Raw genomic sequence first — 19,870 nt, forward strand, 5'->3', positions numbered from 1 at the left:
TTGATAATCATTCTCAATTACCATATTTGTTAGTTTACCAAATAATTCACTTGATTTAAACCCTTTTCCGTTAAAATAATGAAGTTTTCATAAAAATTGCAAAAAAAGAAGCAGTCCTTAAAGACTGCTTCTCAAACTCATTTCTTAATCTAAGAAATCTTTTAATTGTTTAGAACGACTTGGGTGGCGTAATTTCCGTAATGCTTTCGCTTCAATTTGACGAATACGTTCTCGAGTTACCCCGAATACTTGCCCTACTTGTTCTAATGTACGAATTTCACCGTTTTTATCAAGACCGAAACGTAAACGAAGAACGTTTTCTTCACGGTCTGTTAATTGTTCGAGAACTTCATCGAGCTGCTCTTTCAACAATGCATATGCTGTATGATCAGCTGGGCTTGTTGCGTTATCGTCTTCGATAAAATCACCTAAATGTGAATCATCCTCTTCCCCAATTGGAGTTTCAAGAGAAACTGGTTCTTGGGCAATTTTTAGAATTTCACGAACTTTTTCAGTTGGTAAATCCATTTCTGCTCCAATTTCTTCCGGTGTAGGTTCGCGTCCTAAATCTTGTAATAGTTGTCTTTGAACACGTACTAATTTGTTGATTGTTTCAACCATATGTACTGGAATACGAATTGTACGCGCTTGGTCTGCAATAGCACGTGTGATCGCTTGACGAATCCACCATGTCGCATAAGTCGAGAATTTGAATCCTTTCGTGTGGTCGAATTTCTCAACAGCTTTCATTAATCCCATATTTCCTTCTTGGATTAAATCTAAGAATTGCATTCCACGACCTACATAACGTTTTGCAATGGATACTACTAAACGAAGGTTGGCTTCAGCTAATTCTTGTTTAGCTTCTGTATCCCCTTCTTGAATTCGAAGAGCTAAAGCAACCTCTTCATCCGCACTAAGAAGTGGAACTCGTCCGATTTCTTTCAAATACATACGAACGGAGTCATTAATTTTTGTATTGGATGATAAAGCAGTATCATCTTCAACAGTTCCAACTTCAGCTTGTCGTTGACTTTCAACGGATAACTGATGACTTGTTGGTTCACCATTTGCATCAACAACACTAACCCCTGCATCCTCAAATTTTTGAATTAACTTATCCATTCCTTCCGCATCCAATTCAAATGGGATTGCGATTTGTGCAGATAAATCATCGTATAAAATTTGACCGAATAATTTTCGTTCTGCAAGAAGCATTGAAGTTGCTTCATTCAGTGTTTGACCTTTTTCATTTTTTTGAACTGTCATTCACCATTCCTCCATTCATTCTATTTCTTAATTGTCGTTGAATCTCCATTATTTCACGCATCAATTTCTGACGTAAAATATCATCTTTCATAAGAGCAGCACGATTCAACTCTTCTTTTTTATTAGCAAGCTGCTCTTTTAGCGAATTTTTTTTCGATAAAACATAAACTAAATCTTGAATTTCTTGTTCTGTACATTCCGGTGGAAAGTTAGACAGTTCAATTTCTGAAACAAGATTTCGGTTCAAAACATCTTTATCATCTAAAAAGAGGAAAAATTGTTGAACATCAACTTCATTCTCTTCATTCTTAAAAGATTGTAACAATAAATATAACTGTTCATAATGCGAATCAGGAAAAACGAATTCAGAATCAATTCTATTTAGATAAGTCCATGCCTGTTCATTATGAAGCAATCGATACATCAAATGTTTTTGGATATGCTCATTCTTCGTTGCAGGTTTAATCTCAACCTGGCGATTATAAGAAACTGACTCAGCGTTAGACTGCCTTTTTTGTTTTCCTAAGCGTAACCGTAATTGTTTTACCTGGTTTAAAACGGTTGAGAAATCTAAATCGAATTCATCAGCGAGAGATTTCATCGCCAAGTTCAGCTCAACTTCATTACTAATTTTAGAAAGTACTACAATCATTTCTTCGATATACTGAATTTTTTGGCTTTCTATTTGTAAAGAATATTTTTTAGAAAGAAATCTCTTCTTAAATTGGTATACCGTCTCTTGAGAATATTCTACTAAATCTTTAAACGCTTGAGTCCCTCGTTCTTTTATGAATTCATCAGGATCCAAGCCGTTATCAAAAGGAATAATCCCTATTTTAAAAGCATTAGTGTCTTGAATCATTTCTATGGCACGATTCGTTGCTTCTAACCCCGCCTTATCTCCATCATAAGCAATCAGAATTGTATCTGTAACTTTCTGTAAGCTTTGAATTTGTTCAGGAGTTAAAGAAGTCCCCATCGAAGCAACCCCAGTTTGAACACCTGCTTGCCAAGCAGAAATAACATCCATATACCCTTCAAACAAAATCACTTTATTCTGTTTTCGAATATTTTTCTTTGCCAAGTCGAAGTTGAAAAGAAAATTTCTTTTTGAAAAAAGGATTGTCTCTGGACTATTTAAATATTTTGCTTGAGATGCGAAATCATCAGAATAACCTGGTAAGACTCTTCCGGAAAAAGCAATAATTTGTCCATGTTCATTTCTAAGCGGAATCATTATTCGTTGATTAAAACGATCAAAGAAACCATTTTGTTTTTCAGAAAATAGACCTGAAGCTTCTTTTTCCTCATCCGTTAATTGTAATTCTTGAAGGACTAGTTCTAATTGTGTTCTGTCTTTTAAAGAAAAACCAAATCCGAATTCTTTTAAGGTTTCGACGGTATATCCACGATTTTCTAAATAATCAAGCGCTTCTTTCCCGCCTTTAGTGTTTAAAAGAACGTGAGAATAAAACTCAGCCGCTTTTTCATGAGCCTCATATAATTTCTTCTCTTTTCTCGGAATAATCATTTGCGTTGTTGGTAGCTCTACGTCTATATCGATGTTAGAGAGTTCAGCAACTCGAACCACGGATTCCGGAAAAGACAAGTTTTCAAGTTCTTGCATGAAATTAAAAACATTGCCACCTCTCCCGCAGCTAAAACAATGGAATAATTGTTTTTCTTCCGTCACAGTGAAAGATGGTGTCCTTTCATCGTGAAATGGACAGCGACCAAATAGACTTTTCCCTTGTTTTCGTAACTGTACAAACTGACCCACAATATCAAGAATATTCACTTGCGATTGTATGCTTTGAACCGTTTCTTTTGAAATTCTTTGACTCATAAAAAACACCCTCCATACAATACGCCTAATGATACAGCATATAATATAACATAATTCTAAAATGAATGCAATGTAATCAATTCTATTTTTCGCTCAAAACATTGTTATTATCATCTTTATAGTATATCCTTTTAACTTTCAATATACCTTATAAGTTATATTGATAAAAAGAAAAGAGCAAAGCTACTAAGCAATGCTCTCTTTTTTAATAAATTGTTCAATGAAATCCCAAGCTTTCTCTACTCCTTCTCCAGTTTCTGAAGAAAAAGTTAGGAATAAATCTTCTGGAGGTTTTCCAAATGCTTTACGGATTACACTTACATGTTTATTCCATTTTCCTCTAGGAATCTTATCACATTTTGTCATCACAATTCGATAAGGAATATTATAGTATTCAAGAAACTCTCTCATTTGAACATCTTCTTGACTCGGCTCATGTCTAAAGTCTACCAAAATAAGAACTAGTCTTAATGATTGACGAGTAGTAATATATTCCTCAATCATTTTTCCCCACTTTTCACGTTCTTTCTTTGAAACCTTTGCATAACCATATCCTGGTACATCCACAAAGTAAAACAGCTCATTGATATGATAAAAATTTAGTGTTTGCGTTTTACCAGGTTTACTAGAAGTTCTAGCAAGACTCTTTCTTTGAATCAACTTATTGATAAAGGATGATTTTCCAACATTCGAACGACCAGACAAAGCAATTTCAGGAAGGTCTCCTGCAGGATATTGTGCTGGAGAAACTGCGCTAATTGTAAATTCCGCTTTATTAACCTTCATTTTCTAACCCTTTCTTTTCTGGTATTTTAACAAAGAATAACAAAATTGAACCGATTAAGAACAAGATAACTAATGAGAATACTCCATCTAATGATTTTCCTGTCAATTGAGCAGTAATCCCTAACAATGTAGTCCCAAGAATAGATGAGAATTTTCCAAAAATGTTATAAAATCCGAAAAATTCATTTGACTGATTCGCTGGAATCAGTTGACCAAATAACGATCGACTTAAAGACTGTACCCCACCTTGAGCAGTACCAATTAAGATGGCAAGAAATAAGAAATCATTATACGTTTTAAGACCTAAAGCTAAAATACAAATAGCTACATATGTACCAATTCCAATGAATAAAGTCATTTTGTTGCCAATTTTTTTGGATAAAAATCCATAGAACAAACTAAACGGAAAGGCCACAATTTGAACGATTAACAGAATTACAATTAAACTATTCCCATCAAGTCCCATATCTGCACCAATTGCAGTAGCCATTTTAATAATTGTTCCTACTCCATCAATATAGAAGAAATAAGCTAATAAGAAAAGAAATACTTGTTTGTGTTCTCCAATATGTTTAATGGTCTTCCACAAACGGATAAAACTATCTTTTACAGGATTTTTTGGTTTCTCAATAAATGATTTTTGTTTTACATATCTCCAATAAGGGATTGTAAACACAAACCACCAAGCCGCTGTAATAAAGAACCCTACCATTACGACTGCAGTGGAATTTAATCCACTAAACTGCATGACCATCATAAATAAGATAAATGGAAAAACACTACCTATATATCCGTAGCCATAACCTGCAGCAGAAATACTGTCCATTCTATCATAGGAAGTTACATCCATGATAGAACTATCGTAGAAAATATTTGAAGCAGAGTATCCGATTGCAGACAATGTATATAGAACAAGTAAAATCATCCATTGATCACTTTCTACAAACATCATACCAACTACCGAAAATACTCCTATCAACGTACTCCACGTAAACATAGGATTTCTATATCCTTTATAATCAGCCAATGCACCTAATACGGGTGCCATAATAGAAACAATAAAAGTTGCAATCGAGTTTGCATACCCCAAATAAGCAGTAGAATCCGCTGCCGAAACACCGGCGTTAGAAGTTACCGTTTTGAAAAATAAAGGAAATATTGCTGTTGTAATCATTAATGAATAAACAGAATTAGCCCAGTCTTGCATAATCCAAGCAAATTCTTCTTTAGAATATCTTTTTTTAATAAAGGATTTTAACCCTCTCATATATCTCTCCCTCAATTCATATAGTCAATAATAAAATAGAATGAAATACCGCTTATAATACCGCATCTCATTCTATCCTACCATATATTTGTGAAATTCCCTAGGATATCAGGCGATTATCTTCATCGTACAAATCAGGTTGTCCTGTCCCTGTAACAATTGATTCAGTTACTACAACTTTAGTAATATCATTTCGACTTGGAATCTCGAACATTAAATCCATCATAACAGATTCGATAATACTTCTTAATCCACGAGCTCCAGTTCTTCTTTCAATTGCTTTTGAGGCAATAGCATCAAGTGCTTTGGGTTCAAATTCCAATTCAACATCATCCATTGCAAAGAGTTTTTGATACTGTTTCACCAAAGCATTTCTTGGTTTCGTTAAAATATTAACCAAATCCTCTTTAGATAATGGTTCTAATGCAGCAGTAATCGGAAGACGACCGATAAATTCAGGAATCAACCCAAATTTCTGTAGATCTTCTGGAATAATAAGTTGCATTAGACTTTCATGACTTGATAAATTTTTATTAGAAGATCCAAATCCAATAACTTTAGCACCTAATCGTTCTTTTACAATGGTTTCTATACCATCAAAAGCACCACCCACAATGAATAAAATATTAGATGTATCAATTTGAATCAACTCTTGATGAGGATGTTTTCTTCCTCCTTGAGGTGGGACTGAGGCAATAGTTCCTTCAAGAATTTTTAATAAAGCTTGTTGAACCCCTTCCCCGCTCACATCACGGGTAATAGAAACATTCTCACTTTTTTTAGCAATTTTATCAATCTCATCAATATAAATGATTCCCTTTTCAGCACGTTCGATATCATAATCAGTTGCTTGCAGTAATTTTAGAAGAATGTTTTCCACATCTTCCCCTACATAACCCGCTTCTGTTAAAGTAGTCGCATCTGCAATAGCAAATGGAACATTTAGAATCCGCGCAAGAGATTGAGCTAAGTATGTTTTCCCAGAACCAGTTGGTCCAATTAAACAAATATTACTTTTTTGTAATTCTACTTCGTCCTCGTCTTCATTTAATAAATGATTAATCCGTTTATAGTGATTATACACTGCTACCGCTAATGATTTCTTTGCATGTTCTTGACCAACAACATATTCATCTAACACTTTACGAATTTCTTGCGGTTTCAAGACATCAATCATTTCATCCATACTTATAGATGAAAATTCTTCATCAATGATTTCTTTACATAAATCAACACATTCATTACAAATAAATACATCAGGACCAGCGATAATTTTTTTTACTTGTTCTTGCGATTTTCCACAAAAAGAACATCTTACTTGTTTTGTTTCATCTTTATACAATCTGAAACCCCCATTCTATTTCCTGATTTCTTCTACTAAGAGTACCATAAGTCTTAATTTTCAACAAGAAAAGTTGTTTCAAAAAAAGCGCTGATTTCATATTGAAACCAGCGCGATAAACTTTCATCTATTAAGCTTCTTTCGCAGACTCTGTAATCACAGCTAATGCTTTTTTCATTGCGATATCGTTTTTCAACATATCTACTGAAACTGCTGCACGAACTGCATCTTCTTCCATACCATATTGAGCAGCTAATTCTTTTACTTCGTTAGCTACATCTTCATCAGTTGCTTCGATGCCTTCTTCTTTAACGATTTGTTCTAATACTAAATTAGTCTTAGTACGAACGTCTGCGTCTTTTTCCATCATTTTGTGTAAATCTGCTTCTGTTGTACCAGTGATTTGGTAGTACATTTCAGGAGAGATTCCGTTACGACGCATATCGTTTAAGTAATGCTCCATTTGACGGTGAACTTCGTCATGAACCATTTCATGTGGCAATTCAACGATTTCAGCATTTTCTACTGCTTTACGTAAAGCTTCATCAGCTACTGCCTCGTCAGCTGCTGCTGCTTTAGCTTCTTCTAATTCTTTGCGGAATTTTTCTTTTAATTCAGCTAATGTTTCAACTGAGTCATCCACATCTTTAGCGAATTCATCAGTTAATTCAGGTAATTCTTTAGTTTTTACTTCGTGAACTTTAACTTTGAAAACTGCATCTTGACCTTTTAAGTTTTCTGCATGGTATTCTTCAGGGAAAGTCACTTTTACTTCAACTTCATCGCCTTCTTTAGCGCCAACTAATTGGTCCTCAAAACCTGGGATGAATGAACCAGAACCTAATTCTAATGAGTGGTTTTCACCTTTTCCGCCTTCAAAAGCTTCTTCACCTAAGAAACCTTCGAAGTCGATAACTACTGTGTCACCTAATTCAGCCGCTTCTTCTTTAACAACTAATTCAGCTGCACGAGCTTGTTCTTGTAATAGGCGATCTTCAACATCTTGTTCAGATACTGTACGATCTTGTTTTTCAACAGTTAAGCCTTTGTATTCACCTAATTTAACTTCAGGTTTTACAATTACTTCTGCTTTAATTACCCATGGTTTACCTTTTTCGATAGATTCGATATCGATTTTTGGTTGAGTTACTGGGAAGATTCCAGTTTCTTCAACTGCGTTATCGTATGCATCTGGTAAAAGAATGTTTAACGCATCTTGGTATAATGCTTCTTCACCGTACATTTTTTCAAATACTTGACGGCTTACTTTACCTTTACGGAAACCAGGAACGTTCACGTTCTTTTTAACGCGGTTAAACGCTTGGTCCAAACCTTTTTTAATATCTTCTTGAGAGATTTCAAATGTTAAAACAACTTTATTAGTTTCAACTTTTTCGAATTTTGCTGTCATATTATTCCTCCATAAATTCATTATTCATCTAAAAAGACGAATGGATTTACATACTCATTTATTTTACAATACTCTTCATCTTTTGTAAAACATAATTGACCTGAATAGAATGTTTATTTTATAGGTATTTTTCTACAATGTTAAAAAAAGGTAACAAAAGTAATTGTTTTTTTCATTTTACAATTAAAATGTTATAATAGTCGCCAAAGGAGGGATAAAATGATTCAATATCCAAAAGGACAAAAACACCTAGTACAAACTACTAATAAAGCTGAAAAGCAGACTATATACAGTAGTCGTGGAATGGGTTTAGAAAATATATTGAATCAAACTAATGAACTCTATCGTATTCAAAAAAGAGCCGTCATTCATAAGAAACCTACTCCAGTTCAAGTCGTTAAAGTAGACTATCCTGTCAGAAGTGCTGCCAAAATAACTGAAGCATATTATCGTCATGCTTCTACTACTGACTATAACGGAGTTTATAAAGGAAGATATATCGATTTTGAAGCGAAAGAAACTAAAAATAAAACTTCATTTCCTTTAAAGAATATCCATGAGCATCAGTTAACACATATGAAAGAATGCACCGAGCAAGGTGGAATTTCCTTTGTAATTTTTTACTTTTCAACTTTAAAAAAATACTATTTGCTCGAATACCCAAAAATTGATGAGTATATAAAGGATGTTCATTCTAAAAGACAATCAATCCCTTTATCCTATATTCAAGAAAATGGATATCAAATTCAACTTTCACTACAAATGACTCTAAATTATTTGGATGTAGTGGATGATTTATTATAAGGAGGTCAATAAATGACTGAAAACAATACCGGCCAGTCGCGTTCATCGCAACACCGCCAACCAAAAAAGAAAGCTTCATCTCCTTCTAATAAGAAAAAAATATTAAAAAAAGTTCTTATTGGTTTAGGAGCATTTATAGGAGTTGCACTGATAGCAATCATTGCAATTTTTGCATATTATGGTTCCACTGCTCCTGAAATTAAAGCAAGCGACCTTCAAGGAGCGACTGAAACAAAAATATATGATAAAGATGGCGAACTGATCTCTTCTCTGGGTGGAGAAAAAAGAGATGTCATTACTAGTGATCAAGTTCCTCAATTACTTAAAGATGCTGTAACTTCAATTGAAGATAAACGATTTTACTCTCATATGGGAATTGACCCCATTCGTATTTTAGGCTCCTTCTTTAGAAATGCCAAAGCTGGTCAAATAACTCAAGGTGGTAGTACGATTACTCAACAATTGATTAAGCTTTCTGTCTTTTCTACAAAGAAAGAAGATCAAACGTATCAACGTAAAATTCAAGAAGCGATTCTAGCGCTTAAACTCGAACGTGAGTTTTCTAAAGAGCAAATCCTTACTTTCTATTTAAATAAAGTATATATGGCGAATAGTGTCTACGGATTTGGTACAGCTTCACACTATTATTTTAACAAAGAATTATCGGAGTTATCTCTTCCTCAAGTAGCTTTACTTGCTGGAATGCCTCAAGCACCTAATTCCTATGATCCATATGCTCATCCTGAAGAGGCAAAAGAACGCCGAGATACAGTTTTATATACAATGAAAACAAATGGAAAAATTACTAATGAACAATACGAGCAAGCTTTAGCGACTCCAATTAATGATGGACTAATTGCTCATGACAATAATGTTGATAGTTCAGATAAAGCTTTAGTCTACGATTCTTTCGTAACGATGGTTTTAAAAGAAGTTCAAGATAAAACAGGTCTTGATCCTTATAATGACGGTCTAGTGATCGAAACCACCATTGATTCTAAAGCACAACAAAAACTGAATGATATTGTTAACACAAATGACTATATCAATTATATTAACGATAAAATTCAAAGTGCTTCTGTAATGTTAGATTCTAAAACAGGTGCCGTCAGAGCTGTCAGCGGTGGTCGTAAACAAACAACTCTATTCGCTTATAACCGAGCAACTGATAATCAGAGAAGTACAGGATCTACTATCAAACCAATTATCGACTACGGCCCTGCTATTGAATATTTAAACTATTCAACTGGTCAAACGCTATTGGATCAAAAGACAACATATTCAAATGGTGTTGAACTAAATAACTGGGACTTTAGACATAATGGACCAATGACATTACGTAGAGCTCTTGTGTATTCAAGAAATACAACGGCATTAGAAGCGTTCAAGGCTGTTGGTGAAACCAATATTAAATCATTCCTGAATAATTTAGATATTCAAATTAAAAATGATGGACAAGACTATTTAGTAGAAAGTAACGCTATTGGTGCAGAAATTTCTCCAATTAAAATGGCTGCCGCTTACGCAACTTTCTCTAACGCTGGAACTTACTCAAAACCATATACGGTGACTAAAATCACTACTCGTGATGGTCAAGTTTATGAGTTTAAACCAGAACAAAAACAAGCAATGAAAGATTCTACTGCATACATGATTACGAATGTCTTAAAAGATTCGTTCACATATGGTTTTGCCACTGAAGTAGCAATTCCTGGACTTTCAACTGCTGCTAAAACCGGGTCATCAAACTACAATATTGAACAAAAACGTGCAATGGGCGCTTCTGATTATGAAGATATTATCCCAGATTCATGGTTTATCGGATATTCACCTGATTATACAATCTCAGTATGGACTGGTTATGATAATCCATACGAAAAAGGTGGTGGCGTAGATACCACTGAACAAGGATATGCTAAGCTAATTTATTATCACTTAATGAAATATATGGCTCAATACTCTAGTGGAGAAGATTGGGTTCAACCAGATAGTGTTGTTCAACAACAAATTGAAGTAGGATCAATCCCACTAAGTCTGCCTGGACCTAGAACACCAGCAAATATGATTGCTACGGAGCTGTTTGTAAAAGGAAGTACTCCAACTCAACAATCTTCAAATTACGGTGTTACAATCGAAGGCCCAACAGGGTTAAAAGCAACATACAATAAGGAAAAGAAAGAGTTAACGGTGACATGGGATCGTTATAATAATACAGGACAAGGAACTCCACAATTCAAAGTGACTGCAAATGGTCAATCACAGACTGTAACTGGAAATTCCGTTAAATTCCAGAATATTACAGGACCAAGTGTTTCTGTCTCCATTGTAGTAACCGTAGGACGTAATAGTTCTGACCCTATTACTAACGAATTCCAAATTGAACAACCTACAACGACTCAAGAACAAACAACTCGTCAATCTGAAACCACGACAGAAAATAACCGTCGTAATGATTCAAATAATGAACAAACAACTCAAGAACGACGAAACCGTTAGAATTAAGACGCAGAGAATAAAGACGTTATCCATTTCATGGATAACGTCTTTATTTATAAAAAGCTCCCTATGAATAATCATAGGGAGCCTTCTTCTAATGTCCTTTTAAAATTAAAGTACACCAATTATTTAGCAAACTCAACTGCTCTTGTCTCACGAATAACTGTAACTTTAATATGTCCTGGATATTGGAGTTCTTCTTCAATTTGATTTTTGATGTCATGAGCTAAAATTATTGCCTTTTCATCACTAATTTTGTCTGGTTGTACCATTACACGTACTTCACGACCTGCTTGAATTGCAAAGCTTCTTTCTACACCTTCGTGTTCTGTTGCAATCGCCTCAAGTCTTTCTAGACGACGAATATAATTCTCAACTGATTCACGTCTTGCTCCTGGGCGAGCTGCTGATAAAGCATCGGCTGCTGCCACAAGAACGGCAATCGTTGAAGTCGCTTCAACATCTCCATGGTGTGAAGCAATGGCATTTACAACTACTTTGTTTTCTTTATATTTTTGAGCGATTTCAGCACCAATCTCAACGTGCGAACCTTCAATCTCATGATCCAGTGCTTTTCCTAAGTCATGAAGTAAACCTGCTCGTTTAGCAAGATTTACATCTTCCCCTAGTTCACCGGCCATCACACCAGCTAACTTAGCAACTTCGATACTATGGTTCAATACGTTTTGTCCGTAACTAGCTCTAAAGTATAAACGACCTAAAATCTTAATCAAATCTGGATGTAATGAGTGAATTCCGACTTCAAATGTCGCTTGTTCACCAAACGAACGAATACGCTCATCCATCTCTTTACGAGATTTTTCTACCATTTCTTCAATACGAGCGGGATGAATTCGACCATCAGAAATTAATTTCTCTAAGGTCATCTTAGCGATTTCTCGACGAATTGGATCGAAACCACTTAAAACTACCGCTTCTGGAGTTTCATCAATAATAACATCAATTCCCGTTAATGATTCAAGCGCACGAATATTACGACCTTCTCGTCCAATAATTCGCCCTTTCATTTCATCACTTGGTAAAGTCATAACTGTTACTGTATTTTCAGAAACTAAATCAGCTGCAGATCTTTGAATCGCTTGAAGAATGATATTCTTAGCATTTTTATCTGCTTCATCTTTTGCAAGTTGCTCAGACTCTTTAATCATGATGGCACGTTCCTTACTTAACTGTTCGGTCATGTCTTTCATAATTATTTCTTGCGCTTCTTCTTTACTAATTGTAGAAATACGTTCCAATTCTTCTTGCTGTTTTGCAACTAGAGCTTCTGCTTCCTGCTCTTTTTCTGTCACTCTTTCAAGTTTCTCTTGGATTTTAGTTTCCTTTGATTCAATGGATTGTTCACGTTTTTCTAAAATTTCATCCTTACGATCCAAATTCTTTTCACGTTGAATCATTCTCTTTTCTTGAAGAAGTACTTCATTTCGTCTTTCTTTTAACTCATTTTCAACTTCAGCACGATATTTATGATTTTCCTCTTTTGCCTCTAAAAGAACTTCTTTCTTTAATCGATCCGCATCTTTTTCAGCATCTTTGATAATCATATCAGCCGATTCGCGAGCTGCTATTAACTTTCTCTCATAATTTGATTTGAAACCAACATATCCAGCAACAATTCCAATTATTAAAGCTAAGATCGCGAGGCCACCTATTACTACTGAGTCCATTGAGTCACCTCCGTCTCTATTTAATTTTAATCAAAATAAATTGCATTGATATAATTTATGGTTAAATGTGATTTAACACATAATATCATTGTATTCTTGAAATCGTTATAAGTCAATTCATTTAAGAAGAATTTTAAAACAAAAAAGTCTTTTAGTACTTAAAATACTAAAAGACTAAAGTGATTGCTATTTATTCAAAAATTCTTTTGCTGAATCATTCAGTTCAGAGACAATTTGTTGCACTTCATCTAATGTACTCACTACAGCCCCAGAAGCAAGCGGGTGTCCACCGCCTCCGTGGTTTTGAGCAATTGTATTCACAATCGGACCTTTAGAACGAAGATTTACTCTATACGTTCCATCTGGTTGTTCCACAAAAAGACCCCAACAATGAATGCCCTCTACTGTACTTGGTAATGAGATTACTCCGTGTGTTTGGTCTTCTTCAATACCATAAGTTTTTAAATGTTCCTGAGTCAATACAGTTGCTGCAACTCCATTGTCAGAAATTTCCATATTTTGATAAATATATCCTGCTAAGCGACTAACTGAAACAGGATTTGTAATCATTTGGTACGCAATTCCTGAAATATCTACATCGAATTCTAATAATTTAGAAACCATTGAAAATGTAATGGTTGTCGTCGAAGGATACAAGAAACGTCCTGTATCACCAACAATACCAGCATAAAGTGCATTAGCTGCTTCTTTTGACATTGTCCAAGTACTTTCAGCATCAAAAGCAAAACGACACAACATCTCACTTGTACTGCTTGAATCAGTATCAACAAACGAAATAGCACCATACACATCTCTATCTGGATGGTGGTCAATTTTAATCACTTTCGATGGATCTACTTCAAATGGGCAGTCAATACGTGGTGTATTCGCACAGTCCAATACAATAACAAGTGAAGCGTCAAATTGCTCTTGTGTGATCTCGTCCATTTCTCCAATATAATTTAATGAGCTAGGCATTTCACCAAGTAAATACACTGTTTTCTCTGGATAAGTCGCGCGAATAATTTCTCTTAACCCTACTTGTGACCCAATTGCGTCTGGGTCTGGTGATTCATGACGTAAGATTACAATCGAATCCGCTTTTTTAATTTCTGCATCAATCTTTTTAAAAAACTCAGTATAATTCATTATATTATAATTCCTTTCATCCAATTATTGGACTAATTTTATTGTAAACACAACACTTTATAATACTCTTATTTGAGTGTTATTTCAATCTTTCTTAAAGTTTCTTACTACCTCTTTCAACTTAGCATCCACTTCTAAAATTTGGGCTTGCGTAACAGAAGGAATACCGCACGCGAGCGTATGTCCTCCGCCGCCGAACTCTTGCGCAATGTGATTTACTATTGGTCCTTTTGAACGTAAATGAACTCTAAAGGTAGCATCCTCTTGTTCCACATACAGACTCCAAGCCAAAATCCCTTCAACAGTTCCAGGAACTGAAACTACAAGAGAGGCTAACTGGTCATTAGCTTGGAAACGACGAAGTACTTCTTTCGTTAAAACAACACTTGCCATCCCTTCAGGAGATACTTCTAAATGGCTCATAAATATACCCTGTCATTCGATTCACATTCAGCGGTTTCGTAATCATCCTATCGGCAATCCCAGACAAATCTACATCGTGTTGTATCAATTTTGATACAAGCGCAAAAGTTTTCGAAGTAGTCGACGGATATAAGAATCGTCCTGTATCTCCGATAATTCCAGCGTAAATAACATTAGCGGCTTCTCTGTTCATTTGAAATGGTGTCGTTGTATCAAAAGCAAATTCTGCCATGATTTCACTAGCACTTGCGGCCGTTGTATCCACATAACAAACCTTTCCGTAAGGTGTCACATTTGGATGGTGATCAATCTTAATCACCTCATCTACCTTCACTTCAAACGGACAATTAATGAGTTGAGGTGTGGAACAGTCCACAACGATAACCAGCGATTTGTTGAACACCTTTTGAGTGATTTCATCCATATCACCGATATACTTCAAGTTTTCGGGCATATCTCCAATAACATAAACTGACTTTTCAGGATATGCCCCTTTTATCAGCTTACTAAGTCCTATTTGAGAACCCAAAGCATCTGGGTCTGGTTTTCTATGCCTTAAGATCACGATTGAATTGGCTTTTTCAATCTCAGTGATGATTTCTTTTAATAATTCCTTGTAATTCATCATTAGTTTCTTTCCATTAATTGATTTGACATAATTGCCTTGGCAACCACCGAGTTTTCAAGTAGCACAGAAATATCAATTTTAGATACTTTTCGGCCAATATCTAAAGTTTGAATTTGAATCGCAATTTTGCTTTCAATTGGAATCATCCTCAAATAATGCATTTCCAATTGTTCAATAACCGTATTGCGACGTTGGCTGCGATGAATAAATTCTTTCGAAGCAACTGAAACCACCTCACAAAGAACCCCAAAAGATAGCATCCCTAAATTATTGGTCATCTGAGGAGTGACTGTAAAACTAAATCTCGCATTTGTTGGGTTAACTTCTATGACTTCTAGATTCTCACTCACATCATCTTCGAAAGTATTCCCTACTTGTGGTTGTCTTTGTGTTAATTGCATAGCTTTCATAACGTCACGTCTGGAGATGATTCCAATGAGTTCCATGTTATCTTGAACAACAGGTAGCATCTCCAAACCATTCCATATCATCGAATGCGCAACGCTTGCCACACTCGCATGTAACTTAGATACAGAAGGATTTTTAGTCATGATTCTTTCAATAATTAAACTATCAGATTTTCCTAATATATCTTTAGCGGAAACAACCCCTACTAAGCGATTAGAGTGATTCATAACTGGAAAACGAGAATTTCCTGTCTTTTCACTCAACTCGCGATACTCTTTAACGGTTTGATCCATTCTTAAATAATTCGTATTTTCGATATCATTATAAATATCGGCAACAATCATGATTTTCTTCTTAATCAATTGATCGGTCATCGCACGGTTGATGAGGCTGGCAACCGTAAATGTATCGTACGTTGTTCCCATCAGCGGAATTTTAAGCTCATCCGCTTTTTGAATTAATTCAAATGTTGCTTGGAATCCCCCAGTAATTAACACAGCGGCTCCTTGATTCAAAGCGAGTAATTGCGCATCTTCACGGTTCCCGATAATTACAAGCGATTCCGGTTGAATATAACGTGTCATAGCGTCTAGTGTCATCGCACCTATAACGAAACGGTTTAAGATTTTATCTAATCCTTCACGACCACCGAATACTTCCCCTTCAATTATCTTAATAATTTCTCCAAAAGAAAGTTTTTCTAGATTATCCTTTGTTTTACGTTCAATACGAATTGTTCCAACTCGTTCAATGGTCGAAACAATCCCGATATTTTCAGCTTCCTTAATGGCACGATAAGCAGTACCTTCGCTCATTTCCATATTCTTTGCAATCGAACGTACTGAAATTTTTTCTCCAACTGGCAGTGATTCAATATAACGAATGATTTGTTGATGTTTTGATGTCATAATATCTCCTCTGTATTAAAAAAATGAAACACCTAACTTAAACTGTACTATTATTGTACTAAATTTTCTTCTTTAATACTAGAGACAAAATAAAAAAACTGGTCAAAAAAGACCAGTTTTATAACAATTTCATTCTGAATATGGAGGTATTTCTTCTCCATGAGGACAATGCGTTGGATTTCCTAAAAACTCCGCTAATCGCTCTGTCATTTCAACACTTGAAGCATGTTCAAGAATTTCTGCTTGATCATGAACAGACTCTCCACTAAATCCAAGAGAATTTACAAGAAAGACTTCCCAGATTTTATGCGAACGAATCAAACGTTCTGCAACTTTAATCCCTTTTTGAGTTAATTTTGCACCTTTATAACGAATGTATTCGACCGTACCATCATGTACTAGCTTGTTTAACATTTCTGTTGTGGAAGCTGCTGAAAGGTCCAACATTTGATTGATGGCTTTATTCGTTACAAATTCATCTTTACCACCTAATTTATAGATTGTTTTAATGTAATCTTCCTTATTTGGTGTCATAAGCCATCTCCTTTCATTTCGCTTTCAGTATAGCATATTTTGCAGCTGAAAAACAGAGCAAAGAAAGAGCCTTAGGAAACTCCTAAGACTCTTTAGATTTAAAATCAATTATTTGATACGACCTGGACGTTCTTTGTATCCAAAGTATGCATCCGCAAGAATTTCTTCCATATCAGCTACCATTGGTAAACGAGGGTTTGCAGGTGAGCATTGATCTTCATAAGCAAGCATTGCAATCTCATGGATTGTAGCTAACCATTCTTTGTGGTTAACACCTTGTGCTTTGAAGTTCATTTCGATACCCACAGCTTCCCCTAATTCGTATACAGCTTTAGCAAGTGCATCTACTGCTTCCTCAGGAGTTGAAGATGGTAATCCTAACATACGAGCGATGTCTTGGAATTTTTCATCTGCACGGTAGTAGTTGTATTTTGGCCATGTAGCTGCTTTAGCAGGACGAGTACCATTGTAACGGATTACGTATGGTAATAGGATTGCATTTGTACGTCCGTGAACTGTGTGGAAGAATCCACCAACCTTATGCGCCATTGAGTGGCTCATTCCAAGGAACGCGTTAGCAAATGCCATACCAGCCATTGTAGAAGCGTTATGCATTTTTTCGCGTGATACGAAATCAGCATTTTTCACACTGCTTACTAAGTTTTCAAATACTAATTTGATTGCTTGTAGTGCCAATCCATCAGTATAGTCATTTGCAAGTGTTGAAGTGTATGCTTCAATTGCGTGAGTTAATACGTCCATACCAGTATCAGCTGTTACAAAGTCTGGAACTGTCATCACTAATGCAGGGTCAACAATCGCAATTGTTGGTGTTAGTGAGTAGTCAGCTAATGGATATTTACGGTTGTTTGCTTTATCTGAAATTACCGCGAATGGTGTAACTTCAGAACCTGTACCAGATGTAGTTGGAATACCAACATATTTTGCACGTTCCCCTAATTCTGGGAATTTAAATGCACGTTTACGGATATCCATGAATTTTTGTACTAAGTCACGGAAGTCCACTTGTGGTTGTTCGTAGAACATCCACATTACTTTTGCAGCATCCATTACAGAACCACCACCAAGTGCAACGATTGTATCTGGCTCGAAGCTCTTCATGATTTCTGCACCACGGTTTACTGTTGTGATGTCTGGATCTGGTTCTACATCTGAGAATACTTCATAAATTACTTTGTTTGGACGTAATTCTAATTGTTCAATAACACGTTGTAAGAATCCTAATTTAACCATTGCTTGGTCAGTTACGATCATTACACGGCTTACATTTTTCATTTTTTGTAAGTATTGAATTGAATCGCGTTCGAAATAGATTTTTGATGGAACTTTAAACCATTGCATGTTATTTCTACGTCTCCCTACTTTTTTGATATTTAATAGATTTACAACACTTACGTTATCCCCAACTGAGTTACGTCCGTAAGAACCGCAACCGAGTGTTAATGATGGGATAAATGCGTTATAAACGTCCCCGATACCACCAAAAGTAGAAGGAGCATTCCAAATAACACGAATCGCACGAACAACACGTCCGAATTCTTTTGCTAATTCAGCATCTTCAGTATGAATTGCTGCTGAGTGTCCTAAACCGTTGAACTCAACCATTTGACGTGCCTTTTCAATACCGTCTTCACGTGATTCTGATTTAAGTACTGCAATGACAGGAGAAAGTTTTTCACGAGTTAAAGGTTCTTTTTCGCCAACTTCTTTACATTCTGCAGCAAGAATGTTTGTTCCTTCTGGAACTGAGAATCCAGCTTGTTCTGCGATCCATGCAGCTGGTTTACCAACGATGTTCGCATTTAATTTAGCACCAGCACAGTTCTTGCTGTTTGCTTTTACGCCAAAGCAGAATTCTTCTAATAAAGCTTTTTCTTTTTTGTTTACAAAGTAAGTGTGGTAGCTCTTTAATTCTTTAACGAAATCATCGTAAATTTCTTTATCAACAATTGCAGCTTGTTCAGAAGCACATACCATACCATTATCGAATGATTTACTCATTACGATATCGTGAGCAGCTTGACGAATGTTAGCTGATTTTTCAACATAAGCTGGTACGTTACCTGCACCAACCCCAAGAGCTGGTTTACCGCAAGAGTAAGCAGCTTTAACCATCGCGTTACCACCTGTTGCTAAGATAGTAGCAATACCGTCGTGGTTCATTAAAGCATTTGTTGCTTCAATAGATGGATGTTCAATCCATTGAATACAGTTTTCAGGAGCTCCTGCTGCAATTGCTGCATCACGAACGATTTGAGCTGCATGTGCAGAACTTTGTTGAGCTGATGGATGGAACGCAAACACGATTGGGTTACGTGTTTTTAATGCGATTAACGATTTGAAAATTGCAGTTGAAGTTGGGTTTGTTGTAGGTGTGATACCACAGATAACCCCTACTGGTTCTGCGATTAAAGTTAATCCAGTTACGTCATCATCTGAAATAACGCCAACTGTTTTCGTGTGACGCAAATTGTGCACCACGTGTTCACAGGCAAATAAGTTTTTCGTTGCTTTATCTTCGAAAACTCCACGTCCTGTTTCTTCAATTGCATGTTGTGCTAATACACCGTGTTGGTCTAACGCAGCAACTGATGCTTTTGCCACAATGTAGTCAACTTGTTCTTGATTTAACAAGCGGAATTCATCTAAAGCTTTTAATCCTTTCTCAACTAATAAGTCGATTTCTTGTTGTACTTGGTTGTTTTTTTGTTCACTCACTTGTGATTTCCCCCAGTGCTTGTTATTTTTATCACATTTATATCGTACACTATTTCACATTGTTTGTAAATAGTTTTCATAGAAAAATTTTCCTTATGAAAACATATTCATTTGTTTTCATATCCCTTTCATTTTAATGTCCTAACCTATACTTTTATTCTATCTATAATTC

General features: G+C 35.6%; 15 protein-coding genes. 2 read left to right on the top strand and 13 right to left on the bottom strand.

Features of this window, described 5'->3' with window-relative positions; genetic code table 11:
* Window positions 1–144 precede the first annotated feature (144 nt).
* From rpoD to tig, 6 genes are all read right to left on the bottom strand, one after another.
* Entirely contained in the window at window positions 145–1,218 is a 1,074-nt protein-coding gene (gene rpoD / locus HMPREF3106_RS06745; protein ID WP_070445415.1) for an RNA polymerase sigma factor RpoD, read from the bottom strand.
* Between the two features lie 31 nt (window positions 1,219–1,249).
* Window positions 1,250–3,115 (bottom strand): DNA primase, encoded by a 1,866-nt coding sequence (gene dnaG, locus HMPREF3106_RS06750; RefSeq protein WP_070445294.1) that lies wholly within the window; start codon window positions 3,113–3,115, stop codon window positions 1,250–1,252.
* 186 nt (window positions 3,116–3,301) lie between these two features.
* Window positions 3,302–3,901 carry a ribosome biogenesis GTP-binding protein YihA/YsxC gene (gene yihA, locus HMPREF3106_RS06755; RefSeq protein WP_049555480.1) on the bottom strand — a complete coding sequence of 200 codons (600 nt, stop codon included), beginning with the start codon at window positions 3,899–3,901 and terminating at the stop codon, window positions 3,302–3,304.
* Complete coding sequence (locus tag HMPREF3106_RS06760) at window positions 3,891–5,168, bottom strand: MFS transporter (protein WP_049555479.1); 1,278 nt, start codon at window positions 5,166–5,168, stop codon at window positions 3,891–3,893. The genes yihA and HMPREF3106_RS06760 overlap by 11 nt, the downstream gene beginning before the upstream one ends.
* Window positions 5,169–5,268: 100 nt before the next feature.
* Window positions 5,269–6,510 (bottom strand): ATP-dependent Clp protease ATP-binding subunit ClpX, encoded by a 1,242-nt coding sequence (gene clpX, locus HMPREF3106_RS06765; protein WP_070445297.1) that lies wholly within the window; start codon window positions 6,508–6,510, stop codon window positions 5,269–5,271.
* A 130-nt stretch (window positions 6,511–6,640) separates the two neighbouring features.
* Entirely contained in the window at window positions 6,641–7,921 is a 1,281-nt protein-coding gene (gene tig, locus HMPREF3106_RS06770; RefSeq protein WP_070445300.1) for a trigger factor, read from the bottom strand.
* Between the two features lie 219 nt (window positions 7,922–8,140).
* Here tig and recU point away from each other — a divergent pair, with 219 nt between their 5' ends.
* Window positions 8,141–8,725: a Holliday junction resolvase RecU gene (gene recU / locus HMPREF3106_RS06775; protein ID WP_049555477.1), complete on the top strand. Its 585-nt coding sequence runs from the start codon at window positions 8,141–8,143 to the stop codon at window positions 8,723–8,725.
* 12 nt (window positions 8,726–8,737) lie between these two features.
* Entirely contained in the window at window positions 8,738–11,221 is a 2,484-nt protein-coding gene (locus HMPREF3106_RS06780) for a transglycosylase domain-containing protein (RefSeq protein WP_070445303.1), read from the top strand.
* 125 nt (window positions 11,222–11,346) lie between these two features.
* On the opposite strand, the gene rny is transcribed toward HMPREF3106_RS06780, so the two are convergent.
* The 7 genes from rny to adhE all read right to left on the bottom strand — a co-directional run bounded on the left by rny (window position 11,347) and on the right by adhE (window position 19,698).
* On the bottom strand, window positions 11,347–12,909 hold the full coding sequence (rny, locus tag HMPREF3106_RS06785; RefSeq protein WP_070445306.1) for a ribonuclease Y: 1,563 nt from the start codon (window positions 12,907–12,909) through the stop codon (window positions 11,347–11,349).
* 186 nt (window positions 12,910–13,095) lie between these two features.
* Window positions 13,096–14,058 (bottom strand): DHH family phosphoesterase, encoded by a 963-nt coding sequence (locus HMPREF3106_RS06790; protein WP_070445309.1) that lies wholly within the window; start codon window positions 14,056–14,058, stop codon window positions 13,096–13,098.
* 84 nt (window positions 14,059–14,142) lie between these two features.
* On the bottom strand, window positions 14,143–14,481 hold the full coding sequence (locus HMPREF3106_RS09670; protein ID WP_246827542.1) for a DHH family phosphoesterase: 339 nt from the start codon (window positions 14,479–14,481) through the stop codon (window positions 14,143–14,145).
* Window positions 14,456–15,109, bottom strand: a complete 654-nt coding sequence (locus HMPREF3106_RS06795) for a DHH family phosphoesterase (protein ID WP_246827544.1) — start codon at window positions 15,107–15,109, stop codon at window positions 14,456–14,458. Before HMPREF3106_RS06795 ends, HMPREF3106_RS09670 begins: the two co-directional genes overlap by 26 nt.
* Complete coding sequence (locus HMPREF3106_RS06800; RefSeq protein WP_070445313.1) at window positions 15,109–16,425, bottom strand: DRTGG domain-containing protein; 1,317 nt, start codon at window positions 16,423–16,425, stop codon at window positions 15,109–15,111. The genes HMPREF3106_RS06795 and HMPREF3106_RS06800 overlap by 1 nt, the downstream gene beginning before the upstream one ends.
* 129 nt (window positions 16,426–16,554) lie before the next feature.
* Window positions 16,555–16,959: a metal-dependent transcriptional regulator gene (locus HMPREF3106_RS06805; protein ID WP_005605605.1), complete on the bottom strand. Its 405-nt coding sequence runs from the start codon at window positions 16,957–16,959 to the stop codon at window positions 16,555–16,557.
* Window positions 16,960–17,067: 108 nt separating this feature from the next.
* The gene (gene adhE / locus HMPREF3106_RS06810) at window positions 17,068–19,698 is read right to left on the bottom strand and encodes a bifunctional acetaldehyde-CoA/alcohol dehydrogenase (protein WP_070445316.1); all 2,631 of its coding nucleotides are present in this window, start codon (window positions 19,696–19,698) and stop codon (window positions 17,068–17,070) included.
* Window positions 19,699–19,870 lie beyond the last annotated feature (172 nt).

It is taken from the genome of Granulicatella sp. HMSC31F03 (assembly GCF_001807725.1).
GTDB lineage: Bacteria > Bacillota > Bacilli > Lactobacillales > Aerococcaceae > Granulicatella > Granulicatella adiacens.